Origin of the sequence: Shewanella electrodiphila, assembly GCF_023283985.1 — a bacterium.
In the GTDB taxonomy this organism is placed as follows: Bacteria; Pseudomonadota; Gammaproteobacteria; order Enterobacterales; family Shewanellaceae; genus Shewanella; species Shewanella electrodiphila.
In genome coordinates this window covers 218,837-242,421 of record NZ_JAKIKU010000005.1, presented here as the reverse complement: position 1 = coordinate 242,421, position 23,585 = coordinate 218,837, and the positions used below count along the sequence as shown (strand labels likewise).

Sequence of the window (23,585 nt, the reverse complement as noted above, 5' to 3'; positions counted from 1 at the left end):
TCAAAAAGAACGATTTACAATCTCAACATCTCTTTAATAAAAGGAATCGTTAACTTTCTTTGGTGGACCATTGATGCTTTATCCAGTTTATCAAGCACATCAAACAATGTGCGTAAATCACGTGCCATTCGAGTTAATAAAAAGCGCCCTACTTCATCAGATAATTGTAAACCACGCATTGCAGCTCTTCGCTGCAGAGCCACTAACTTTTCTTCATCCGCCATAGGTTGTAGCTGATAAATTAACCCCCACTGCATACGAGAGATTAAATCAGGTAAGGCAAAACCCGCTTCCGTTGGCGACGAACTACCACTGACAATAAGACGACAATCTTCTTGTTCAGTCACTCTGTTATATAGATGAAACAATGCTTCTTCCCAAATAGGATGACCAGCAATAGCATCAATATCATCAATACAAATTAATTGTAGTGACTCAACACCTTCAAAAAGAGCAGGAGAAATGCTGGCATGGATCCCTAGGGGAATATATAAGGTACGACGATCGAGATCATTGGCATGAGCACAAGCAGCATGCATTAAATGCGTTCGGCCAGATTTTTCAGGGCCAAATAAGTATAAACTTGACGCTAAGCTACCTTCTGCAGCAGCTTGAAGCTTTTGAATCAACTCATCGTTACCCATGGCTGGGTAATAACTTTGAAAAGTCTCATCGTCAGGTAAGTATACGGGTAATGATAATTGTTTTGGTGAGTTTTGGGTCACTCAAAAATTCTCTAATAATGTAAACAAGCGACAGTTAGTATAACACAATCGTTTTAGTGTCTGCTGTTGTTTAACTAGCCTAACTCATTCAACTGTGATCAGTTAGATCGTGATCACGTCTCTATTGGCTAGAAAACTAGCGACTAATGCCACTGGTAGTACAGCGTGGTAACCTGTTCTGCTGAAACTTCCGTTGGTTCTTGTTCAATAACAGGTTCGACAAAAGTATTTTCAGTTAAACGCTTGTTGATGTTCAAAAGTTTTTGTAAATCGTCAGCATCACCAAATAACTCAAGTTTATAGGTTACCGTATTAGCTTTAAACTGACTTAAACTGACTGTTTTAATCGCACTCAACTGATTTAAGTAAGCTTCAATTTCAACTAATTGAGCCATGCTCTGTAAACCTGATAGAGACAGCAAGGTTTCTGCGCTATTGCCACTGTCCGCAAAAGCATATTGGCTCACAAAGTATTCAGCCAAGGTGCTTAAAATCTGATCGGTAGCTTGTTGATAATCCAACACTTCAGCTTGTTGATGAATCAAAGGTTGCATTAATCCACCTTTATTACTTTTATCAAATAGTGACACTTGAAAACGTACAAAACCGCCCACTTTATCCATGTCAGCAACAGCAAAGTAATCAGCGCGGTAACGAGTAGATGCTTCTGCAACCACGTCAGTAAACATGCCTCGTACATCAGATACGCTTATTTTCATCACATCATCTAAATCCATTATTGGCAAAATAACAGGAATACCTTTGTTGCTTGAATCTAAATCAATCTGTGAACGCGTATCGAGCTCTGAGGCATCAGATAAAATATTGCGTTCACCTTCATCTTCAATTGATAGCCACAATAAAGTTAGAGGACGTTGACGCCCCCAAACTGGGAGTTCAGCTTGACGTAGCGTAGAAATAATTCGTTTATGATCGAAGTTAGCTTTCAATATCAGTTCATTATCAACTTCACTGTAACCGTATTGAGTAAGCAGTACTTCAGGCTTATTGATTTGCGCTTTAACCAACGGGTGTTCTAATACAGATGGCAGACCCGAGTTTTTTACAAATACCGCAGACAAAGCAGTCTTCAACGCAGCTTGTCGCTCAGAGCGTGCTCTTGACGTGACAACAATATCAGCCTCATCTAAAAGACCGATTTCTGCAGAAATCGCTTTAGGGCTATAAAAATTGAATAGCGCACTCATAACAATGATTTGTAAAAATATTTTTAGCATAAGAAAATAAGCAGCAATAGATGAAAGTGATCGAAGTGTAGCATATTAATTTTGCTTCTAAAATTACATTGCCTAACCAATTTTCAAGCAAGATTTGCCACTAATAATGCTAAATCTAGACTTAAACTTGATTTACATTACAGACATTTAACGATTATTGGCCTATCTTACAGCTTAATTTATACCTGAATGGAAAATTATCTACACATGAAACGTTTATTCATCCCATTGCAAGGTGCGCAAATGTTATTTGTCGCATTTGGTGCATTAGTATTGATGCCTTTACTGAGTGGTTTAGATACCAGCGTGGCATTGTTTACTGCAGGTATTGGCACACTGTTATTTCAAGTTATCACTAAAAGACAAGTGCCCATTTTTTTGGCTTCATCCTTTGCTTTCATTGCCCCCATAATGTACGGGGTTCAAACTTGGGGAATACCCGCCACGATGGGCGGATTAATGGTCGCAGGCTTTGTTTATGTCATTTTGGGTGCGTTAGTTAAAATTAACGGCAGTGGCTTTATCCATAAATTACTGCCGCCAGTAGTCGTTGGCCCCGTCATCATCATTATTGGTCTAGGACTCGCTCCCATGGCAGTTAATATGGCACTGGGTAAAACTGGGGACGGCAGCGCCGTTTTAGTCGATCAAAATATCGCGCTCTTTATTGCACTTATGTCTTTATCGACCACTGTAGCAATTGCTGTTTTTGCAAAAGGCATTTTAAAAGTCATGCCGATTCTGGCTGGGATACTCGTTGGCTATGGCCTTAGTATGGCGTTCGGTATTGTTGATTTTACAGCAGTTAACCAAGCGCCATGGTTAGCAGTGCCAAACTTTGTTGCACCTGAATTTCATTGGCAAGCCATATTATTTATGATCCCTGTCGCGATTGCGCCAGCAGTTGAGCACATCGGCGACCTTCTCGCCATTTCCAATGTTACCGGTAAAGATTATCTTAAAAAGCCAGGATTACACCGCACCTTAACAGGTGATGGGATAGCCACAATGGCCGCATCAGCTTTTGGCGGCCCACCTAATACGACATATTCTGAAGTTACTGGCGCTGTCACGCTTACTAAAAGCTTCGATCCTCGGATAATGACATGGACTGCAATAACAGCCATTACGCTAGCCTTCATTGGCAAGTTAGGCGCGTTAATGCAAACCATTCCCCTACCTGTAATGGGTGGCATTATGTGCTTACTGTTTGGCTCTATAGCAGCCGTAGGTCTTAATGCTCTTATCCGTAATCAAGTCGATTTAAATGAACCAAGAAATTTAAGTATTGTTGGGGTTACATTAGTCTTTGGTATTGGCGGGATGGCGTTCGGTATTGGTGAGTTTAGTTTAACTGGTATCAGTTTATGTGGGTTAGTGGCTATTTTAATGAATCTTATTCTGCCAAAGACAATTAAAGACACTGAGGAAAGTGCTCATTAATTATTTATCCAATTAAAAATATTCTACACAATAAAAAAGCCCTAACGAATTGTTAGGGCTTTTTAATACGCTTTAATCGTATTAGCATCAGGCTCTGTTGCTATTCATCATTGGCGATAAAAAAGGGCTTATTCAGCGTCTTCTTCTGTACGAAACTTATCAGCAGTTTCTTTGATAATTGGTTGTAATTCACCTTTTTGGTACATTTCAGTGATGATGTCACAACCGCCAATTAGCTCACCTTCAACCCACAATTGTGGGAAAGTTGGCCAATTAGCAAATTTTGGTAATTCAGCACGAATATCTGGATGCTGTAAAATATCAACAAATGCAAACTGCTCACCACAGTTAATCATGACTTGTGCAACTTGCGATGAAAAACCACAGCTTGGTAACTTTGGTGACCCTTTCATGTATACGATGATTGGGTTTTCACTGATTTGCTGTTTGATCTTGTCTACTGTTTCCATTGTAATTCCTAAGTGCAACTTAATAATCTACACCCATTGTACAAGAGCTAGGGCAATAACAAAATCCCACAGTTTGTAGGGTTATAATAAAAATAGCTTTTTTAGATTGCGTCTATCGACATTATTCATCAAACAATGATTCACATCACAAAAATTTTAAGTACAATGTCGGCAGAGCAATGATGCCTAAGTGGTACTCATAAAAACGATAACCTATGTCCATGGAGAGATAATAATGGCTTTCGAATTACCAGCATTACCATATGCTAAGAACGCACTAGCACCACACATTTCTGAAGAGACTATCGAATATCACTACGGTAAGCATCACAACACTTACGTTGTTAAGCTTAATGGTCTTGTTGAAGGTACTGAATTTGCGAACAAAACATTAGAAGAAGTTGTTAAAACTTCAACTGGCGGCATGTTCAACAACGCAGCTCAAATCTGGAACCACACTTTTTACTGGAACTGTCTAGCACCAAACGCTGGCGGCGCGCCTACTGGTGCCATTGCTGATGCAATCAATGCAGCATTCGGCTCTTTTGAAGAATTCAAAGCTAAGTTCACTGATTCTGCAGTTAACAACTTTGGTAGCGCTTGGACTTGGTTAGTAAAAAATGCTGACGGTTCAGTTTCAATCGTGAACACAAGCAATGCAGCAACTCCTTTAACTGACGAATCAGTGACTTCATTGTTAACTGTTGATGTTTGGGAACACGCTTATTACATTGATTACCGTAACGTTCGTCCTAACTACATGGCAGCGTTCTGGGAATTAGTTAACTGGGATTTCGTTAACGCGAACTTCGCTGGTTAATCTACCTATTTAGGTACAAAAGAGATGAGACAAAAGGAGCCTTATGGCTCCTTTTTTATTACTCAAATTGGGATAGCTTCTAACTCTCAAAATTGTTCGCAATATCCGTTTATTTATAACTCCACTTTTGCAACAGTTGCAAATGCAACTGTTTATCTTTGTTTTTATTGAAGTTTTTATTTATCCCACCTCGCAAATATCAAATCTCTGACCTAGACTTAACCTAGTAAATGGTTTTTACACACAAGAAATGATGGAAATTATTTTCAGTTTTAGTCATTAAAAATGCGCTATCAATCACTTTCTTTCAGCTAAGTTTCAAGGGGTTTCTTATGGGCATATTCGAACATTACCAACAACGTTATGAACAAAAGCTAGATGAAGAATATTCATTACAGCAATTTCTCGAAATCTGTAAAGAAGATAGAAGTGCATATGTGTCTGCAGCTGAAAGAATGCTACTGGCCATCGGTGAATCTGAAACCATCGACACTTCGAAAGATCCGGTGTTGAGTCGTATTTTCTCAAATCGTCTTATTACCCACTACCCTAGCTTTAAAGACTTTTACGGTATGGAAGAATCAATTGAGCAAATTGTGTCTTATCTCAAACATTCAGCACAAGGCTTAGAGGAATCGAAACAGATCTTGTATCTACTTGGGCCTGTAGGTGGTGGTAAGTCTTCGCTTGCTGAAAAACTCAAATCATTGATGCAAAAAGTACCGATCTTCATCTTAACTGCTAATGGCGTCCGTAGCCCTGTAAATGATAGTCCTCTGTGCCTATTCGATGCAGATGAAGACGGTGAGCTATTAACTAATGAATATAATATTCCCACTCGCTACATTAAAACTATCATGTCTCCATGGGCAGTGAAGCGTTTGCATAAATTTGGTGGTGATATAAGCAAATTCAAAGTGGTTAAAGTCTACCCCTCAATTTTAGATCAAACAGCTATTGCGAAAACCGAGCCAGGTGATGAAAACAACCAAGATATTTCTGCTTTAGTAGGTAAAGTCGATATACGACAACTTGAGCATTTTTCACAAGATGACGCAGATGCTTATGCATACTCTGGCGCGTTATGTCGTGCAAACCAGGGCGTGATGGAGTTTGTGGAAATGTTTAAAGCGCCGATTAAAGTGCTTCATCCACTATTAACTGCAACTCAAGAAGGCAACTACAACGGCACAGAAGGGTTATCTGCACTGCCTTACAATGGCATGATCCTCGCCCACTCGAATGAGTCTGAGTGGACGACCTTTAGAAATAATAAGAACAATGAAGCTTTCTTAGACCGAGTGTATATCGTCAAAGTGCCTTATTGTTTACGTGTATCAGAAGAAATTGAAATATATCAAAAGCTATTAAGTAATTCTGAACTGTCTTCGGCGCCTTGTGCACCAGGTACCCTTGAAACCCTTGCTCAGTTTAGTATCTTGTCACGTTTAAAAGCACCTGAAAATTCATCAATATATTCAAAAATGCGTGTTTATAACGGTGAAACACTGAAAGACACGGATCCCAAAGCTAAGTCATTTCAAGAGTACCGAGATTACGCTGGGGTAGATGAAGGCATGCAAGGATTATCCACTCGTTTTGCGTTTAAGATTTTATCGCGGGTATTTAATTTTGATGACACAGAGATTGCTGCTAACCCCGTCCATTTATTCTATGTCTTAGAAAAACAAATTGAACAAGAACAATTTCCAAGTGAAATGAGTGAACGCTATTTAGAATTCCTGAAAGGATACCTCATCCCTAAATATGTTGAATTTATCGGGAAAGAAATTCAAACAGCTTACTTAGAGTCCTACTCTGAATACGGACAAAATATCTTTGATAGATATGTCACCTACGCAGACTTCTGGATCCAAGATCAAGAATTCCGTGACCCTGAAACAGGACAATTATTTGATAGATCAGCACTTAATGCAGAACTTGAAAAAATTGAAAAACCTGCGGGGATCAGTAATCCCAAGGATTTCCGTAATGAAATCGTTAACTTCGTATTACGTGCTAGGGCCAATAATGAAGGTAACAACCCATTATGGACCAGTTACGAAAAACTACGCGTTGTGATCGAGAAGAAGATGTTCTCCAACACCGAAGACTTGCTACCCGTAATTTCATTTAACGCTAAAACATCTGCTGATGATCAGCGAAAACACGATGACTTTATCAATCGAATGATGGAAAAAGGCTATACCCAAAAGCAAGTTAGGTTACTGTCTGAATGGTACTTGAGAGTGCGTAAATCGTCATAAATCTTGCTCACTTTGACCTGTATTACGATAAATCGGTATAGGTCAAAGTCCATTAGGAGTTGTGTATGGCAAATTTTATAGATAGACGCCTCAATGCAAAGGGCAAAAGCACGGTTAACAGACAACGTTTTATTGAACGTTATAAAAAACAAATTAAAAAGTCAGTAAGCGACGCTGTTACCCGCCGAAGTGTTACAGACATCGACAAAGGCGAAAAAATTAGTATCCCCACTCGGGATATCAGCGAGCCTATTTTTCACCAAGGACAAGGTGGGATCCGTGAGCGTGTTCACCCTGGAAACGACCAATTTAATCAAGGTGATCAAATTGAACGTCCTAAAGGTGGCGGCGCTGGTGATGGCAGTGGTGAAGGTGAAGCTTCAAATTCTGGTGAAGGCAAAGATGAATTTCTATTTGAAATTTCAAATGATGAATACTTAGAATTATTATTTGAAGACTTAGCCCTACCAGATCTTCAGCAAACAAATGCGAAGCAAATGGTTGAATTTGAAACCTATCGTGCTGGTTTTACTAATGTTGGTGTACCCGCCAACATTAATATTGTTCGGTCGCTTCGCTCGTCTCACGCCCGCCGTATCGCCATGACGGCCGGAAAAAAGAAGCAACTGAAAGCGCTTAAATCCACATTAAATGAGCTTGAAAATACCCCTGGTACGCAAGCTGAAATCATCATGGATTTGAAACAACAAATAGAAGATTTACAGAAAAAAATCGACAGTGTGCCTTTTATAGATAGCTTTGACTTACGTTTTAATAATTTTGCCAAACGTGAAAAGCCATCAAGCCAAGCCGTGATGTTTTGTTTAATGGATGTGTCAGGTTCGATGGATCAAGCCACTAAAGATATGGCAAAACGTTTCTACATTCTGTTGTATTTGTTTTTAACTCAAACCTATAAGAATTTAGAAGTGGTTTATATTCGTCATCATACTCAAGCTAAAGAAGTTGACGAACATGAGTTTTTCTACTCCCAAGAAACAGGCGGTACCATTGTTTCAAGTGCACTAAATTTAATGCATGAAATTCAACAGGAACGCTACCCTGCCGAAGAGTGGAATATCTATGCTGCACAGGCATCTGATGGCGATAATTGGGCTGATGATTCCCCAGCGTGTAGACAGTTATTAGCGGATAAAATCTTACCGGTATCGCGTTATTTCAGTTATATCGAAATCACCCGACGCGCGCATCAAACGCTTTGGCGAGAATACGAAGCCTTACAAGAGCAGTTTGGCAATATCGCTGTACAACATATTAAAGAGGTTAATGATATCTACCCCGTGTTCCGTGAATTATTCAAAAAGCAGCCAAGCTAAGGAGAACACAATGACAGCAGAAAATATTGATTCAACCGAAGCTGACGATAATAAAAAAATGCCACTAGATGACGGCCCTGATTGGAGTTTTCCATTACTTGAAACCTACATGGAAGAAATTGAAAAAGTCGCAGCTTTTTATAAGCTAGACAGTTACCCCAATCAAATCGAAGTGATTACAGCTGAGCAGATGATGGATGCTTATGCGGGGATCGGCATGCCTATCGGCTATACACATTGGTCTTTCGGTAAACGTTTCATTGAAACCGAGCAAGGATATCGTCGCGGTCAAATGGGTTTAGCCTATGAAATCGTAATTAACTCCGATCCATGTATCGCCTATTTAATGGAAGAAAACACCATCACAATGCAAGCGTTAGTGATGGCCCACGCAAGTTTTGGGCATAATAGCTTCTTTAAAAATAATTACCTCTTTAAAACTTGGACTGACGCCAGTTCAATCATCGACTATTTAGTTTTCGCCAAGAACTATATTCATGAATGTGAGTTAAGGTTTGGTGTTGAGCAAGTTGAACTAACTCTCGATTCTTGTCATGCATTAATGAACTACGGCGTTGATAGATACAAGCGCCCTGCTGAAGTGTCATTTAAAGAAGAAAAGATGCGCCAAAAAGATCGTGAAAGTTACTTACAAAGCCAAGTGAATGATTTATGGCGTACGGTTCCTAAGAATCCTGATGAACACAAGCAAGACGAAGGCATTAATTTCCCCGATGAGCCACAAGAAAATATTTTATATTTCATCGAAAAAAACGCGCCATTATTAGAGCCATGGCAGCGAGAAATCGTCCGCATAGTGAGAAAAATGGCGCAATATTTTTACCCTCAGAAACAAACCCAAGTGATGAATGAGGGTTGGGCCACATTCTGGCATTACACCATACTCAATCACATGTTCGATGAAGGAACCGTGACTGATAGGTTTATGTTAGAGTTTTTACAAAGCCACACCGGCGTTGTCGCGCAACCAGCCTATAACAGTCCCTATTACAGTGGCATTAATCCTTATGCATTAGGTTTTAATATGTTTATCGATATTAGACGCATTTGTGAAAACCCAACTGAAGAAGATAAAAAGTGGTTTCCTGATATTGCAGGAAGTGATTGGCTTACCACGGTGACCTTTGCCATGGAAAACTTTAAAGACGAAAGTTTCATTAGCCAATACCTGTCACCAAAAGTTATTCGGGACTTTAAATTATTCAGTATTCTCGATGACGACAGCTGTAACAGATTGTCGGTATCTGCCATTCATGACGACCGTGGCTATTATTTGATCCGCGAGAAACTGTCACAACAGTATAATCTCTCTAATCTTGAGCCCAACATCCAAGTTCAACGGGTGGATATTAATGGTGACCGTTCATTAACATTACGCTATGTGCCTAATAAACGGATCCCTTTAGGGGAAAGTAATGAGCAAGTCTTGAAGCATCTACATCGTCTATGGGGATTTGATGTTAGCCTTGAGCAACTTGATGCGAATGGAAAGATCGTAAAACTAGCCCAATGCCCTGCTCCTAACGAAGAAGGAAAAATGACCACTCTGTAGTTGTTGTACTTACGTAAGTTTGTAGCATAAAAAAACCAACCGTCAGGTTGGTTTTTTATATCAATATCAAAGATGTAACGGCTATATTAATCGCATTTATTTATCATTTTGTGCGATTTCTGCAGGCATATCATCACGCAGTTTTTGCCACATAATGCCGCTATTAATACCATTCGTCTTCATTAACGCAGGAACATCAGTGTACTTACCATCAATCGCCAATTTCTCTAATGCTTTATAAAAATCTAATGCGATAGAACGGGCTTCTTGACTCGAGAAGTAATAACGTCCTACTCGGCTGTATAAACCTTTAAATCCATTAAGAATTAAGACATACAGTGGATTTCCCGACGAAAATGCCAAAGCATGGTGCAGCTCATAATCATATTCAGCATAAGCTTCAGCACTGTCTTCTAGTTGGTGTATTTTTGCTAATACTTCTTGTGCTTTTTCAGGGTTATTGCGCACCGCACCGCGAAAATATATCGCGCTAACATTTGCTCTTGCTGATAATAGCTGATCGACAAGCAACGGAAATCCATCTGGATTTAAATCCGCTATTGTCTCAAGAATATTAAGTCCTGAGGTTTCCCAAAAGTTATTAACTTGAGTTGGTTTACCGTGTTGTATTTTCAACCAACCGTCACGAGCTAAACGCTGTAGTACTTCGCGTAACGTGGTTCTTGTTACACCAATTAATTCTGAAAGTTCGCGTTCTGCAGGCAAAATTGAACCTGGTGGAAACTTATTTTCCCATATCGAACGAACGATATACTTCTCTGCAAAACTTGCAGGACCTTTTGCATTGATAATTGTCAACTTGAACATCCCGTGGTTACCCAATGAACTGATCATACCAGAGGTCATGTCATTTCACACCATTGTGAGTCGTTAAACAATCGATTTAGATGCGCCAACGGCGATTAATTATACAAGTCGCAAAAACTTTGTGAGCCAATAGTTATATTGGTTACCTTTTTGTCGAAGGATAAGTTTTATCGCATTACAATATAAAAAGTTTGCGCTAAACTACGCGCCAAACAAAATGGATGTAAGTTAGTGGCACAACTAACGAATTTTGAAAATACAAATAATAAGCGCTAAGAAATAATTGTATCAACTTGATTAAACTGATGATAAGTAGCTAATAAACAACATAGTTTAAGCACTGTCGAATCGGTTTTATCTTACAAACTCTCATTTCGGCTACGATTTGTCTGTCAGATTCCTTCCTCAAAAGTTCACTTATCAAATTCACAACTGGAGAGGCTATTATGCCGTCAACCCCTGGTGCTGCATTATTTAGTAACTTCTTGGGCAATTCCCCAAGATGGTACAAATATGCAATATTATCGTTTCTTGTAATCAATCCACTTTTATTTTTCTTTGTCAGTCCATTCATCGCAGGATGGGTACTTGTCATTGAATTTATTTTTACGCTCGCAATGGCGTTAAAGTGTTACCCACTTCAACCTGGTGGCCTGTTAGCGATACAAGCTGTCATTATCGGCATGACTTCGCCTGCACAAGTCTTACATGAAATTGAAGCAAATCTAGAAGTATTACTACTACTGATCTTTATGGTCGCCGGTATTTACTTCATGAAGCAATTACTCCTGTTTGTGTTCACTAAAATGATCACAAAGGTGCGCTCTAAAATTGTTGTTTCGTTGATGTTTTGTATCTCGTCTGCATTTTTATCCGCTTTCTTAGATGCACTAACGGTTATTGCAGTTATTATCGCTGTCGCTATTGGCTTTTACTCGATATACCACAAAGTCGCTTCAGGTAAAGACTTTAGCAGCGATCATGACCATACCTCTGAAACTCGCGAACAATTGAATGACGAAGAGCTAGAAGCTTTTCGTGGTTTCTTACGTAACTTATTAATGCATGCCGGTGTTGGTACTGCATTAGGCGGTGTGTGTACGATGGTCGGTGAGCCACAAAACTTGATCATTGCAGCGCAAGCACACTGGCAGTTTAGTGAATTCTTTATTCGTATGTCGCCTGTGACAATCCCTGTATTTTTTGCCGGTATCACCACATGTTTTATCGTCGAAAAGTTTAAATGGTTCAGTTACGGTGCCCAGCTACCTGATGCCGTGCATAAAATTTTAAGCGATTACTCCGATTACGAAGATAAAAACCGTACCAAAGCAGACAAGATGAAACTGCTGGTTCAAGCACTTGTCGGCGTTTGGTTAGTTATCGGTCTTGCATTCCATTTAGCATCAGTTGGTTTAATTGGTTTATCTGTCATCATTCTAACCACTGCTTTTAATGGGGTTACTGATGAACATCAGCTAGGTAAAGCCTTCGAAGAAGCTCTACCGTTTACCGCCTTACTAGCTGTATTCTTTGCTGTTGTCGGCGTCATTATTGACCAACATTTGTTTGCGCCTGTGATTCAATGGGCACTGAGCTTTGAAGGTAATGCACAGTTAGTGATCTTCTATATCGCAAACGGCTTACTGTCTATGGTGAGTGATAACGTATTCGTTGGCACGGTCTATATTAACGAAGTAAAAGCTGCGCTGATTAATGGCCAAATTACTCGTGATCAGTTTGATTTACTTGCGGTTGCCATTAACACAGGTACTAACCTACCATCTGTTGCAACGCCAAACGGCCAGGCTGCATTCTTGTTCTTATTAACATCTGCTCTAGCACCGTTAGTAAGACTGTCATACGGTCGTATGGTATGGATGGCGTTACCATACACAATCGTATTGTCTATCGTTGGTATTGTTATGATTGAATCTGGGTTCTTAACGGAATCAACCCAGTACTTCTACGATAATCAAATTATTATCCATCACTCTGCAAAAGAAGTTCTTGGCAGCTCTGTTGGACATTAATACTGATATGATTTAACGTTGCTTTAGAAAACACCCTCATTCGAGGGTGTTTTTTTATCGTCATAAATCGACAGGAGATTGATTTGACTGGTTTACAACATTTTACGCGTTCGCGCGCTGCATGGATTATTTTATTGCTTTCAGCCATTGGGCTTGAAGCTGCTGCCCTATTCTTTCAATACATCATGGAACTCGATCCTTGTGTGATGTGTATTTATGTTCGAGTCGCTGTACTTGGGTTAATTATTGCTGGCGTATTTGGCGCATTAGCACCTAAGTTATGGTTAACGCGTTTTATTGGATTAATTGGCTGGGGTGTAAGCGCTGCATGGGGACTTAAGTTATCCCTTGAATTAAATGAGTTACAAGTTGATCCTTCGCCTTTTTCTACCTGCTCATTCTTTCCTGAATTTCCAGCTTGGATGCCTCTTGATGAATGGCTTCCTTCGGTATTCTCACCTACGGGTATGTGTAGTGATGATCCGTGGACATTTTTGTCAGTCAGTATGGCGCAGTGGATGGTGGTAACATTTGTTATTTATCTCATTGTACTAGCAGTGATGCTTATCCCTGCAATCAAACCGCTTAAGACAAGATAGTGAATAGTATTTGTTATTGTACTAACTGAGCTCGCACTCTATATACCCAACAAAAAAGCACTAATCATTGAGTGCTTTTTGTTGGGTATTATAACGATTTTCGATGCAAACTAATCAATGTCTTTTAAAGGCCAAAGTACAATATGGTCAAAAACATCACGGACACGTTTTTCATTAATGGTTTTGCCTTTTACTGATATCCCCGCCGCATGCATAGCGTCTTTAGAGCCCGTAATAAGCGGATGCCAACTTGGTAACGTTCGGCCTTCATTGAGGCGTTTATAAGCACAAGAATCAGGTAACCAAGTCAATTCAGCGACATTATCAACCGTAATGGCTGTACATGCTGGTACGTATTTAAAACGTTCAGGATAACGACGACAATTACATGATTCATCATCTAATAAATGACAAGCGGCATCGGTGTAATACAACTCTTCAGTTTCATCATCAATTAATTTGTTTAAGCAGCACTTGCCGCAACCATCGCACAATGATTCCCATTGTACGGTGGTTAATTCGTGCAGTTTTTTTTCAATCCAAAATGACATAGTTCAATACAGCATTAGCGTTACATTGCCGACATTGTACCATTAATTGATTGGAGGATTTTTAATTCGTTCTGAAAGGTAAGTCACAGTGAGTAAAAAATGTTCTTTAACTGACCATGCTTGTAATAAGCGGAAATTATTATAAACCAAATATTGACGACCTTTGTCACCATCAGGCATTAATAATGATACTTGCATATCATCACGTTTAGGTAAGTCATTACCGTTATAACGTCTAACACCTAATTTTTGCCATTCAGTGAATGTCTCATTATATTCAGTGCCAACCATATAACTGTCTATTGGATTTATTGAGCTCACCTGTCGGCCCCAAGTCTCATCATTTTTCCAGCCAGCATCTTTTAACATCGCAGCTGCAGTTGCAAAAGCATCAAACTGGTTATTCCAAATATCTTTTAATCCATCGCCATTACCATCTTGAGCGTATTGTAAATACTGCGAAGGCATCAATTGCATATGCCCCATGGCACCTGTTGATGAACCGATAAGTTGTTCATATTGTATTTGGGTACTATCCAGAATTTTTAACGCTGCAATAAACTCATCAACAAAAAATTGCTCTTTGTTGCCTGAATATGCATTAGATGCTGTTACAGATAGAATTGGGAAATTGCCTTTTTGCTCACCAAATTCCGAGGTCATCCCCCATAAGGCAACTAAAAAACGCGGTTGAATGCCATAACGGTCACCTAAAGCAATTAGCGATTCATGTTGCTCTTTAAACATTGCACGGGCTGTGCTGACAGTAATTTCTGGTGCATTTTGAGGAATGTAACTTTCAAGGTTTATTGTTCTGTTAGAACCATTTGCAGTAGCGCGCTTAAACACTTTAATTTTTGAAAAATGTTCATTAATGGTGGTCTGTGATACACCAGCAAGCAAGGCTTTATCTTTTAATGTAGCTAAGTAATCATCAAAACTGACGCTCTGTTGAGCATATGCCAAATTAATAGTAAAAAAAGTTACTATTACAGATGAAATGATCTTCCCAATCATAAATTGTCCTAAATTAACTCATTATTGCTGTTTTTGTTCTTATTAACTTAACGTTAACACATTTGTGTTAACGTCGAAATACCCAATACATAACCACATAAAATCAAGATATTATCTTATACAAACTGGAATTCAAAACAAACCAATATTCCAAAATAAATCATCACTTATAATATAAGCGACTTTAATCACTGAGCCCTAAACTTTTACGGTGCTCATCCAATAAATTTGTCACCGGTGGTGGTAACTGAAGATAAAAACCTTTGTCAGCTAATTCAGATCTGACTTTTTCGATATCAGCCATCGCAAGTTCTTCTCTTTTAGACAATGGAACCAACATGACCAACTTAGGCGTGCCAAACATTTTCATTAAAGGTTCTGGAACAGCATCAAAAACATCACGTTTCTCAACAAATAAGTAGGTATCAAGTTTTCGGCTACTTTTATATACGGCACATATCATTTTGGGATTAAATTCCTCTGTTTCTTGCTTGATAGTCAACTACGCACACTATAACATGGACAATTAATAAATTATTGCAATTCAGTTCTCATACTGACATTTTTGGAGATTAACGCCTGGATGGCCACACAAAGTCTTGAGTTGAAAGCCACATCTTTTACTCTTTCAGTACTTCATATTAATACACATGATTTTAACGCCATTGCTGCTGATTTAGATACTAAGTTATCTCAAGCACCCCAGTTTTTCATTGGTGCGCCTTTAATCTTAAATTTAAGCGCAATTGAAAGTCATGATGTTGATCTCGCTGCATTAAAACAACTTCTTACTGATAACCAACTGATCATAGTTGGTGTAACATCTGCTAATGAAAGCATTAGTCAGCAGGCTAAAACATTAGGCTTAGCCATCGTAAAATCAGGCAAACAAGCCAAAAACATGCCAGCTCCGACAAAAGAAACCAAAATCATTAAACAAAATGTGCGTTCTGGGCAGCAAATATATGCAAAAAATGCCGATTTAATCATTTTTGGTGCTGTCGGTAATGGTGCTGAAGTCATTGCAGATGGTAGCATTCATATATATGGCGCTTTACGCGGTAAAGCTATGGCTGGAGCTGCTGGTGATAGAAACAGTATTATCATTGCAAACTCACTCGATGCAGAATTAGTTTCAATTGCTGGGCAATATTGGCTAGCAGAACATTTGCAGCAGCATTGTAGCGATCAGCGAGGTTGCATCCGCTTAACTAGCGATACACTCATGGTTGAATCATTGCCTCAATAGTTGGCAACTTAAAAGGATATAATAACAAATGGCACAAATAATTGTTGTCACATCAGGTAAAGGCGGCGTTGGTAAAACAACGTCAAGCGCTGCGATTGCAACCGGCTTAGCATTAAAAGGCAAAAAAACCGTCGTAATCGATTTTGATATCGGTTTACGTAACCTTGATTTAATTATGGGTTGTGAACGCCGTGTTGTTTATGATTTTGTCAATGTCATTAATGGTGAAGCGAATCTAAATCAAGCACTCATCAAAGATAAACGTTGCGACAAACTGTTTATTCTTCCTGCTTCCCAGACCCGTGACAAAGATGCATTAACCAAAGAAGGCGTTGGCGGTGTACTTGACGAATTAAGCAAAGATTTCGATTACATTGTTTGTGACTCACCAGCGGGTATTGAACAAGGTGCAATGATGGCACTTTATTTTGCAGATATCGCTATCGTAACCACAAACCCAGAAGTGAGTTCTGTACGAGATTCAGATCGTATCTTAGGTATGTTACAGAGCCGTTCTCGCCGCGCTGAACAAAATCTTGAACCAATTCAAGAGTTTTTATTACTAACTCGCTATTCTCCTGCTAGAGTTAAAACAGGTGAGATGCTCAGTGTTGAGGATGTGTCTGAAATTTTAGCCATCAAATTATTGGGGGTTATTCCTGAGTCGCAAGCTGTACTCAAAGCCTCTAACTCAGGCATTCCTGTCATTAACGATGACGAAAGCGACGCAGGTTTAGCTTACGCTGATACAGTACAACGTTTACTTGGTGAGGAAGTGCCGTTTAGGTTCCTTACTGAAGAGAAAAAGGGATTCTTGAAAAGGATTTTTGGTAGCTAATTATGTCAATACTCGATTATTTCAGAAGCAATAAAAAACCGAATACTGCTGTTACAGCAAAAGAGCGTTTGCAGATAATTGTCGCCCATCAACGCGGCGAGCGTGATGCGCCTGATTACTTCCCTAAAATGAAGCAAGAAATCATTGAAGTCATTCGTAAGTATGTACAAATATCTGAAGATCAAGTGTCAGTGCAACTTGACCAAAATGATGACAAACTCTCAGTATTAGAGCTCAATGTTACCCTACCTGACGGTAAGTAACCTTAGGCATATATTGATGGTCGTATGATGTAACGCTCGAATGAGCTAGTCGTATGAGTAAGTCAGTATCTGATTTATATGCATAAAAAAAGCCTAGATAACATTGGATTATCTAGGCTTTTTTATTGACTCGATTTAAAGCAATTGACACAGTCAATTACAGGAAATTTTATCCAAATTTGATATTATCAAGCGCTTCATTTACAAGCTTGCCGCGCCAGCCCGACAATAACAAAGGCGTTGGCGTTTGTTTCTTATGATGAAGCCATAGCAAGAATTCATGTATCAAACGTTTTGATCCAATAAACTCAATTGCTACTTCTTTTTCTTCAGCAATGGCCGCTAAAATCACCTTAACTTCTTTAAATGATGCTTTGTAACCATTCTTAAGTGCAATAACGTCAACGGCTTCAGGTAAGTTTTCTAAGTCTGCTGTTTGCAGTATTTTGATTAACTCTTTGCCATGAAAACGTTTCTCATGATCCGTTAAATCATTTAACTGATTCAGCTCAGTTACCGTTTTAGGCTGTTTTTTAGCGAGCGCAATCAACGCATGATCTTTAATGATAAAGCCAAGCGCTGAGTCTTTCTTTAACGCTTTTTGTAATCGCCATGTCGCTAACACTTTCAAGTATGCCAACTGCTTTGGGAATAACTGAAATGCGTTTTTAATTTTTAAATAAGCAAGCTCTTCATTAGGCGGCGTTAAGCGCCCGTCAGTCATGCGCTCACCTTCCTCAAGTAACCAATCCATTCTTTTAGCTTCAGTGACTTTAGCTAACAGTTCTGGGTAAAGTTTATATAAGTAATAAACATCATTGGCTGCATATTGAAGCTGCGCATCTGTAAGCGGACGTTTCATCCAGTCAGTACGCGACTCGCCTTTGTCAATTTCAATATCTAAAAACAGCTGCACTAATTTTGCGTAACCAACACCATGACCTAAACCGCATAAACTGGCTGCAATTTGGCTGTCAAATAACGGCGATGGCTGGCATTGACCATAACGGGCAAACACTTCTAAATCTTCACTGCACGAATGGACTAGTTTGGTGATTTTCGGATCGGATAATAACTGCCAAAAACAACTTAAATCAGGTAAAGCAACTGGATCAATTAAAGCCAACGTTTTACCGTCATATGCTTGAATTAAACCTAACTTAGCGTAATAGGTTCTTGTTCTGACAAACTCGGTATCTAATACCAGTAACTCACTTTGCTGGTATTGAGCGACTAATTGCGCAAGGCTTGCTTGGTCGCTAATGTATTCAAACGATAACAAAATTCTCTCCAGTATTAACTTAGCGCCAATGTAAGCATAAATGAGATGCAATAAAAAGCCGGCTATTGCCGGCTCTACTTTACGCTGATTTAACTTCGTCTCGAAGTTCTCGTCGTAAAATCTTACCTACATTGGATTTTGGTAACTCATCTCTGAATTCTACCAGCTTTGGTACCTTATATCCTGTTAAATGATGACGACAATGCTTAATAATATCGGCATCAGTTAAACTGCTATCTTTAGCAACAACAAATATTTTAACTAGTTCACCACTGGCATCATTTGGTACGCCAACAGCAGCAACTTCAATCACTTTTGGGTGCAATGCAACGACATCTTCAACTTCATTAGGGAATACATTGAACCCTGAAACGAGGATCATGTCTTTTTTACGGTCAACAATGAAGAAAAAGCCCTTTTCATCCATGTAACCGATATCCCCTGTCGCTAACCAGCCATTCTTATCAATGACTTTAGCTGTTTCTTCAGGGCGCTGCCAATAGCCTTTCATCACCTGAGGACCTTTAGCAAACAATTCACCGGTCTCACCTTGTGCTAACACCTTGCCTTCATCATCACGGATTTGAATGTCCGTTGAAGGTGCAGGGAAACCAATAGATCCATTGTAACCATCAAGGTTATATGGGCAACACGTAACCAATGGTGAAGCTTCAGTTAAGCCATAACCTTCAAGTAAGCGGGTTTGAGTAATGTTCTGCCATTTATCAGCAACCGCTTTTTGCACCGCCATACCACCGCCAATTGACAATTTTAGACGACTAAAATCTAGACTCTTAAAATCTTCATCATTGACTAAGGCATTAAACAAGGTGTTTACCCCAGTTAACGCAGTAAAAGGATACTTTTTAAGTTCGCCCACAAAAGCGGGTAAATCACGAGGGTTAGTGATTAATAAGTTTTTACTGCCTTTATGAAGGAACAATAAGCAGTTAACCGTTAATGCGAAAATATGATAAAGCGGTAATGCAGTAACAACAAATTCTGTGCCGTCTTTAAGCGCTGGTGAATATGCGCCATTAGCTTGTAAAACGTTACTTAACACATTGCCATGGGTAAGCATTGCCCCTTTAGATACACCAGTTGTACCACCTGTGTATTGCAAGAATGACAAATCTTCAGCGTTAATTTCAGGTTTAATATACTGCAGGCGGCGACCTTTAGTTAATGACTGCCTAAAAGAAAGTGCATGAGGCAAATCATACTTTGGCACCATCTTCTTGATGTATTTAACAATGAAATTAACTAATGTACGTTTGGGTGCGCTTAGTTGATCTCCAAGACCGGTAATGATCACTGACTCTACAGGCGTTTCAGCAACCACTTCTTCTAACGTACGTGCAAAATTAGATACGACAACAATGGCTTTGGCACCAGAGTCGACTAATTGGTGTTTTAGTTCACGTGGGGTATAAAGCGGGTTAACGTTAACCACAACCATACCAGCACGTAATACGCCAAATAATGCAATCGGATATTGCAATAAATTAGGCATCATTAAGGCGACTCTGTCACCTTTTTCAAGCTTTAATTCATTTTGTAAATAGGCTGCAAATGCACGACTTCTTTCTTCTAACTTACGGTAAGTTAATGTCGCCCCCATATTAATAAATGCAGGTTGGTCAGCATACTTTGATACTGCAGATTCAAACATATCGACTAAAGAAGTAAATTGGTTAGTATCAATTTCCGCCGGTACGTTTTCTGGTAGATTATTTATCCAAGGCTGGTCCACAAGTTTCTCCTATTTATCCTGACACATGCTATGAAGCAATGGCTTCAATAATCACGGTGTCAAAAACACTGCATCTTAAGCTAGCGTAAATTATTTTTATTGATACTAGCGACAGTAAAAACGTTATTGTTAATTATTATTCTCAGCCATACAAAAAATCATACGACCGTTTAAATTTAGACCATAATCACATAAATGAAAAAAAAAGCCTAGTGATTTTGCACTGCTAAAGGCTTAATTTAGAATAAATGTTCTAATCGTGTTAGCAACTTGGTCCGCGCTGCCCATATGCAAATGGTGATCCCCTTCTATTTGCACATCAGTTAAATCGTTAAACCACAATGTTGCTTGAGGCAAAGCTAATTTTAACTGTTTAAAGCCCTGTTCGGCTAATATTAATAGGCATGGTGTGTCACTGACGCTCATTAAAGCGTCAACCTGTTCAAAGGTTAATCTATAAGGTGAATCAAGCTTTAAACGCGGATCACTTTTCCAACAATAACACTGATTTTTAATTTCAAGATTACGCTTAATAATTAACTCGCACCACTGTTTGTCCATACCAGTTAATTGATGACGGGCATTGACTGCACGTTCAATGGATAATTGCCTATTGGGTTCTTGGGCTTGCTTAGATTGTTGTTGCTTAGATTGTTGCAGCACTGCTTGATTATATCGATGGTGCTGTTTAAAACTGCGAGTGAGTCGCTCTTTTGAATGTTTAACAGACTCAAATAAAGGCGCCAGAGCTTCAATTAACACTAGTTGAGTGACTTTGTTTGGAAAAGCAGCATTATAAGCTGCAGCAACAATACCGCCGAGTGAATGACCAATGATTGTGACTGGTTGATCTCTAGTTAGCTTTGTCATCAACTCATCTAAATCATAAAGGTAATCTATCCAATGCAGTGGATAATGCCCCGGACGATGCTGTGAAAAGCCATGACCCGGCCAATCTATCGCAATCAATTGAAAGTCATTGAATAGGTTAAGCTGCTGAAATGCGTTGACCAATGGCACAAAACTGTCAGCATTATCTAGCCAACCATGTAGCGCAAGTAATATCGGTTTATTTTTATCGCCATAACGTTTGGCGGCTAAACGAATATGAGCCAATTGAAAATCGACATCCTCATACTGCTGCGATTTTGCAATTGACTCATTCATTTCAGACTTCTTATCTTGCTAAATACAAATACGTATTTTAGTTAAACGATTACTTAACTTAAATGATTACTTAGCTTTTTTGACAAATTTAAGTGTCATACGATCGCTTTCGCCGATATCAAGATACTTTTGCTTATCTTGATCTTCTAGGGCTAAACGTGGAGGTAATGTCCATACGCCTTTCGCATAGTCCTTAGTGTCTTTTGGATTCGCATTGATTTCAGATGCAGTAACCAAAGTGAAGCCCACTTTTTCAGCTAATGCAATCATTTCAGCTTGATCCATGTAACCACTGTCAAACGACATTCCTGGGTTTGCGCGATGTTCAACAACGCCAAATATTCCGCCATCTTTAAGTACTTTATAAGATGCAGTGAACGCGTTTTCTAGCTGTTTTTGACCAGCCCAATTATGAAGATTTCGGAAAGTCAGTACATAATCAGCACTATTATCGATACCTAAATCAACTGATGCAGGAGGCTGGAAAGTCACGGTAGAAGCATTACCTACCGCTTCTTTATTGTCACTTATCCAAGTTTCAAATTTTTTGCCCGATTTAGCATAGTACTGCGTACGTTTAGTATCTTCTTTCGGGTTAGTCTCAAAAATACCACCAATGTACTTGCCCTTTTCAGCTAAGTAAGGCGCTAAAATTTCAGTATACCAACCACCGCCTGGCCATAGTTCAATAACGGTATCATCTGCTTGAATACCTAAAAACGCGAGAGTTTCAGCTGGATTACGATGTTCATCACGTGCAGCATTTTTTTCGCTACGAAATTCACTCGCAACGGCTGCTGCAAGTTGTGGGTTAATTTTGACAGCTTGGACTTTTTCGCTGCTTGCATGGTCATGTGCAATGACACTACTACTGACTGTGGCTAAACCTAGTGTACTTAATCCCAGCGCAGTGGTTAATAGTAACGTACGTTTCATTGTCTTCTCCCTGAAGAAATTGTCTTTTAAAATCAGCAACTGATACGGCAAATGTTGCTAAGTTGATCACTCTAAACTGTTTCTGGCTTTTTGTCGTCAACTCTTCGCCAGCACATCCATAACATAAAACAACTAAACACCAACCACATGATGACCCAGAGCCAAGAAGGCAACCAAGTAAGCTGAGAAAGCTTAGCTGCATCACCTTGAGTAGATAGCCCAAATAATACCGTAGGGCTTGTCATGGCATTGAGCACAATCATAAGACCGAGCATACGCAATAAACTATTCAACCAGGCACTATGGTCGAATTTCAGCGGCAGTAATAAAAACATTGCCAGAGAAATGAGAATACCAATGGTGAGTATATCTCGCGCCCAAAACACAATAGATGCCACGACTGTTAAGCCTAGTAAACCTAAAGTAAAGCGGATTCCGGCGCGCCATGTGGCTAATAAAAATATAAGATATCCCCAAAGCGCAGCGCCAAAATAGCCACTGAAGGTGATTAATGGCGCAAAGCCACCTTGGGTGAAACACAAGCCCGCACCGTTTGGAAATAACTGGATTTGATTAACCATACCACCGGTAATAATAGCGGCTATTCCATGAGAAATTTCATGAAAGTAACTTTCAAACCATTTAAATGGGATGCTAATAAAAGGCAATTTGGTAACAAGAAATGCCACAAAAAGTTCTAGAAAAAATAACCCTTTGGACGGAATAGCAGATAAGCTTTTCGGCTTAGGTTCATGCATATAAATCAATGCCCACCATTTGTTGAATTTGATCCCGTTGAGCAGCGTGCTGATTGAGCAAGTATTCTTTTATTGCACCTTCACTGCCTTGAGAATGATGCTGATGAGCATGACTTGATGTTTGTTGATCATATTGTACTTTGGCATCAACAACAGATTTTATCGCTGACTCATCAAAATAAAGCACTTGCTCATTATCCGGAACAAGTTGGCCATCATTTTGATTAACGTTATTAACTGCAGCGTTGGTTTTTGATTGCGCTTTAATGGCTGATATATCACTAACAGCATCTACTTGAGCTGAAGCGTTTGGCTTAATAGCCTGAGGCGCCGAACCATTACTGATTGAGAAAGGGTTATAGGAAGACAATGGCTGAACGGCCGAATACATTGATGATTGCATTGATGATTGCATAGCTGGTTGCATAAATTGTCCTC

General features: G+C 39.4%; 23 protein-coding genes. 10 read left to right on the top strand and 13 right to left on the bottom strand.

The genetic code is table 11. The features are described from left to right. Nucleotides 1-14: 14 nt before the first annotated feature. On the bottom strand, nucleotides 15-725 hold the full coding sequence (gene hda / locus L2737_RS11520; RefSeq protein ID WP_102526232.1) for a DnaA inactivator Hda: 711 nt from the start codon (nucleotides 723-725) through the stop codon (nucleotides 15-17). 143 nt (nucleotides 726-868) lie between these two features. Continuing rightward, nucleotides 869-1,963, bottom strand: coding sequence for a DUF2066 domain-containing protein (locus tag L2737_RS11515; protein ID WP_248955786.1), 1,095 nt, complete (start codon nucleotides 1,961-1,963; stop codon nucleotides 869-871). Nucleotides 1,964-2,170: 207 nt separating this feature from the next. Here L2737_RS11515 and L2737_RS11510 point away from each other — a divergent pair, with 207 nt between their 5' ends. Then, nucleotides 2,171-3,406 carry a uracil-xanthine permease family protein gene (locus tag L2737_RS11510; RefSeq protein WP_102526234.1) on the top strand — a complete coding sequence of 412 codons (1,236 nt, stop codon included), beginning with the start codon at nucleotides 2,171-2,173 and terminating at the stop codon, nucleotides 3,404-3,406. Between the two features lie 128 nt (nucleotides 3,407-3,534). On the opposite strand, the gene L2737_RS11505 is transcribed toward L2737_RS11510, so the two are convergent. Then, nucleotides 3,535-3,876 (bottom strand): Grx4 family monothiol glutaredoxin, encoded by a 342-nt coding sequence (locus L2737_RS11505; protein ID WP_102526235.1) that lies wholly within the window; start codon nucleotides 3,874-3,876, stop codon nucleotides 3,535-3,537. A 235-nt stretch (nucleotides 3,877-4,111) separates the two neighbouring features. On the opposite strand from L2737_RS11505, the gene sodB reads away from it, so the two are divergent. The 4 genes from sodB to L2737_RS11485 all read left to right on the top strand — a co-directional run bounded on the left by sodB (nucleotide 4,112) and on the right by L2737_RS11485 (nucleotide 9,873). Beyond that, nucleotides 4,112-4,696, top strand: a complete 585-nt coding sequence (gene sodB / locus L2737_RS11500; RefSeq protein ID WP_102526236.1) for a superoxide dismutase [Fe] — start codon at nucleotides 4,112-4,114, stop codon at nucleotides 4,694-4,696. A gap of 332 nt (nucleotides 4,697-5,028) precedes the next feature. Beyond that, nucleotides 5,029-6,963, top strand: a complete 1,935-nt coding sequence (locus L2737_RS11495) for a PrkA family serine protein kinase (protein ID WP_248955785.1) — start codon at nucleotides 5,029-5,031, stop codon at nucleotides 6,961-6,963. A 65-nt stretch (nucleotides 6,964-7,028) separates the two neighbouring features. Further along, complete coding sequence (locus L2737_RS11490) at nucleotides 7,029-8,300, top strand: YeaH/YhbH family protein (RefSeq protein WP_102526238.1); 1,272 nt, start codon at nucleotides 7,029-7,031, stop codon at nucleotides 8,298-8,300. Between the two features lie 10 nt (nucleotides 8,301-8,310). Beyond that, nucleotides 8,311-9,873 carry a SpoVR family protein gene (locus tag L2737_RS11485; RefSeq protein ID WP_248955784.1) on the top strand — a complete coding sequence of 521 codons (1,563 nt, stop codon included), beginning with the start codon at nucleotides 8,311-8,313 and terminating at the stop codon, nucleotides 9,871-9,873. Nucleotides 9,874-9,969: 96 nt separating this feature from the next. Here the strand turns inward: L2737_RS11485 and fadR are convergent, their stop codons facing one another. Continuing rightward, entirely contained in the window at nucleotides 9,970-10,701 is a 732-nt protein-coding gene (gene fadR / locus L2737_RS11480) for a fatty acid metabolism transcriptional regulator FadR (RefSeq protein ID WP_102526276.1), read from the bottom strand. Nucleotides 10,702-11,147: 446 nt separating this feature from the next. On the opposite strand from fadR, the gene nhaB reads away from it, so the two are divergent. Together nhaB and dsbB are read left to right on the top strand one after the other, a co-directional pair. Further along, nucleotides 11,148-12,734, top strand: a complete 1,587-nt coding sequence (gene nhaB / locus L2737_RS11475) for a sodium/proton antiporter NhaB (RefSeq protein ID WP_248955783.1) — start codon at nucleotides 11,148-11,150, stop codon at nucleotides 12,732-12,734. Between the two features lie 83 nt (nucleotides 12,735-12,817). After that, nucleotides 12,818-13,333 carry a disulfide bond formation protein DsbB gene (gene dsbB / locus L2737_RS11470; protein WP_248955782.1) on the top strand — a complete coding sequence of 172 codons (516 nt, stop codon included), beginning with the start codon at nucleotides 12,818-12,820 and terminating at the stop codon, nucleotides 13,331-13,333. Between the two features lie 110 nt (nucleotides 13,334-13,443). Here the strand turns inward: dsbB and L2737_RS11465 are convergent, their stop codons facing one another. From L2737_RS11465 to L2737_RS11455, 3 genes are all read right to left on the bottom strand, one after another. Continuing rightward, nucleotides 13,444-13,884, bottom strand: coding sequence for a YcgN family cysteine cluster protein (locus tag L2737_RS11465; protein WP_102526242.1), 441 nt, complete (start codon nucleotides 13,882-13,884; stop codon nucleotides 13,444-13,446). 42 nt (nucleotides 13,885-13,926) lie between these two features. Next, on the bottom strand, nucleotides 13,927-14,901 hold the full coding sequence (locus L2737_RS11460) for a lytic murein transglycosylase (RefSeq protein WP_248955781.1): 975 nt from the start codon (nucleotides 14,899-14,901) through the stop codon (nucleotides 13,927-13,929). Nucleotides 14,902-15,085: 184 nt separating this feature from the next. Then, nucleotides 15,086-15,364, bottom strand: coding sequence for a YcgL domain-containing protein (locus tag L2737_RS11455; protein WP_102526244.1), 279 nt, complete (start codon nucleotides 15,362-15,364; stop codon nucleotides 15,086-15,088). A 120-nt stretch (nucleotides 15,365-15,484) separates the two neighbouring features. Here L2737_RS11455 and minC point away from each other — a divergent pair, with 120 nt between their 5' ends. The 3 genes from minC to minE are packed head-to-tail and all read left to right on the top strand — an operon-like array spanning nucleotide 15,485 to nucleotide 17,251. Then, nucleotides 15,485-16,150, top strand: coding sequence for a septum site-determining protein MinC (gene minC, locus L2737_RS11450; protein ID WP_102526245.1), 666 nt, complete (start codon nucleotides 15,485-15,487; stop codon nucleotides 16,148-16,150). A gap of 28 nt (nucleotides 16,151-16,178) precedes the next feature. Continuing rightward, nucleotides 16,179-16,988, top strand: coding sequence for a septum site-determining protein MinD (minD, locus tag L2737_RS11445; protein WP_102526246.1), 810 nt, complete (start codon nucleotides 16,179-16,181; stop codon nucleotides 16,986-16,988). Between the two features lie 2 nt (nucleotides 16,989-16,990). Further along, nucleotides 16,991-17,251: a cell division topological specificity factor MinE gene (gene minE / locus L2737_RS11440; protein WP_102526247.1), complete on the top strand. Its 261-nt coding sequence runs from the start codon at nucleotides 16,991-16,993 to the stop codon at nucleotides 17,249-17,251. A 169-nt stretch (nucleotides 17,252-17,420) separates the two neighbouring features. On the opposite strand, the gene rnd is transcribed toward minE, so the two are convergent. From rnd to L2737_RS11410, 6 genes are all read right to left on the bottom strand, one after another. After that, entirely contained in the window at nucleotides 17,421-18,533 is a 1,113-nt protein-coding gene (rnd, locus tag L2737_RS11435; protein ID WP_248955780.1) for a ribonuclease D, read from the bottom strand. Nucleotides 18,534-18,612: 79 nt separating this feature from the next. Continuing rightward, nucleotides 18,613-20,286, bottom strand: coding sequence for a long-chain-fatty-acid--CoA ligase FadD (gene fadD / locus L2737_RS11430; RefSeq protein ID WP_102526249.1), 1,674 nt, complete (start codon nucleotides 20,284-20,286; stop codon nucleotides 18,613-18,615). A gap of 234 nt (nucleotides 20,287-20,520) precedes the next feature. Beyond that, the gene (locus L2737_RS11425; protein ID WP_248955779.1) at nucleotides 20,521-21,453 is read right to left on the bottom strand and encodes an alpha/beta fold hydrolase; all 933 of its coding nucleotides are present in this window, start codon (nucleotides 21,451-21,453) and stop codon (nucleotides 20,521-20,523) included. A gap of 66 nt (nucleotides 21,454-21,519) precedes the next feature. Beyond that, nucleotides 21,520-22,389 (bottom strand): class I SAM-dependent methyltransferase, encoded by an 870-nt coding sequence (locus L2737_RS11420; RefSeq protein ID WP_248955778.1) that lies wholly within the window; start codon nucleotides 22,387-22,389, stop codon nucleotides 21,520-21,522. Nucleotides 22,390-22,460: 71 nt separating this feature from the next. Further along, the gene (locus tag L2737_RS11415; protein WP_248955777.1) at nucleotides 22,461-23,147 is read right to left on the bottom strand and encodes a M50 family metallopeptidase; all 687 of its coding nucleotides are present in this window, start codon (nucleotides 23,145-23,147) and stop codon (nucleotides 22,461-22,463) included. Then, entirely contained in the window at nucleotides 23,140-23,574 is a 435-nt protein-coding gene (locus L2737_RS11410) for a hypothetical protein (RefSeq protein WP_248955776.1), read from the bottom strand. The genes L2737_RS11415 and L2737_RS11410 overlap by 8 nt, the downstream gene beginning before the upstream one ends. Between the last annotated feature and the right edge of the window lie 11 nt (nucleotides 23,575-23,585).

Coding starts and splice junctions, on each gene's coding strand:
- L2737_RS11465 (WP_102526242.1), bottom strand. CDS start 13,884: ATGTCATTTTGGATTGAAAAAAAACTGCACGAATTAACCACCGTACAA.
- sodB (WP_102526236.1), top strand. CDS start 4,112: ATGGCTTTCGAATTACCAGCATTACCATATGCTAAGAACGCACTAGCA.
- L2737_RS11495 (WP_248955785.1), top strand. CDS start 5,029: ATGGGCATATTCGAACATTACCAACAACGTTATGAACAAAAGCTAGAT.
- L2737_RS11515 (WP_248955786.1), bottom strand. CDS start 1,963: ATGCTAAAAATATTTTTACAAATCATTGTTATGAGTGCGCTATTCAAT.
- fadR (WP_102526276.1), bottom strand. CDS start 10,701: ATGTTCAAGTTGACAATTATCAATGCAAAAGGTCCTGCAAGTTTTGCA.
- L2737_RS11485 (WP_248955784.1), top strand. CDS start 8,311: ATGACAGCAGAAAATATTGATTCAACCGAAGCTGACGATAATAAAAAA.
- minC (WP_102526245.1), top strand. CDS start 15,485: ATGGCCACACAAAGTCTTGAGTTGAAAGCCACATCTTTTACTCTTTCA.
- L2737_RS11455 (WP_102526244.1), bottom strand. CDS start 15,364: ATGATATGTGCCGTATATAAAAGTAGCCGAAAACTTGATACCTACTTA.
- L2737_RS11505 (WP_102526235.1), bottom strand. CDS start 3,876: ATGGAAACAGTAGACAAGATCAAACAGCAAATCAGTGAAAACCCAATC.
- L2737_RS11410 (WP_248955776.1), bottom strand. CDS start 23,574: ATGCAACCAGCTATGCAATCATCAATGCAATCATCAATGTATTCGGCC.
- L2737_RS11425 (WP_248955779.1), bottom strand. CDS start 21,453: ATGAATGAGTCAATTGCAAAATCGCAGCAGTATGAGGATGTCGATTTT.
- L2737_RS11510 (WP_102526234.1), top strand. CDS start 2,171: ATGAAACGTTTATTCATCCCATTGCAAGGTGCGCAAATGTTATTTGTC.
- L2737_RS11420 (WP_248955778.1), bottom strand. CDS start 22,389: ATGAAACGTACGTTACTATTAACCACTGCGCTGGGATTAAGTACACTA.
- nhaB (WP_248955783.1), top strand. CDS start 11,148: ATGCCGTCAACCCCTGGTGCTGCATTATTTAGTAACTTCTTGGGCAAT.
- L2737_RS11460 (WP_248955781.1), bottom strand. CDS start 14,901: ATGATTGGGAAGATCATTTCATCTGTAATAGTAACTTTTTTTACTATT.
- minD (WP_102526246.1), top strand. CDS start 16,179: ATGGCACAAATAATTGTTGTCACATCAGGTAAAGGCGGCGTTGGTAAA.
- L2737_RS11415 (WP_248955777.1), bottom strand. CDS start 23,147: ATGCATGAACCTAAGCCGAAAAGCTTATCTGCTATTCCGTCCAAAGGG.
- L2737_RS11490 (WP_102526238.1), top strand. CDS start 7,029: ATGGCAAATTTTATAGATAGACGCCTCAATGCAAAGGGCAAAAGCACG.
- minE (WP_102526247.1), top strand. CDS start 16,991: ATGTCAATACTCGATTATTTCAGAAGCAATAAAAAACCGAATACTGCT.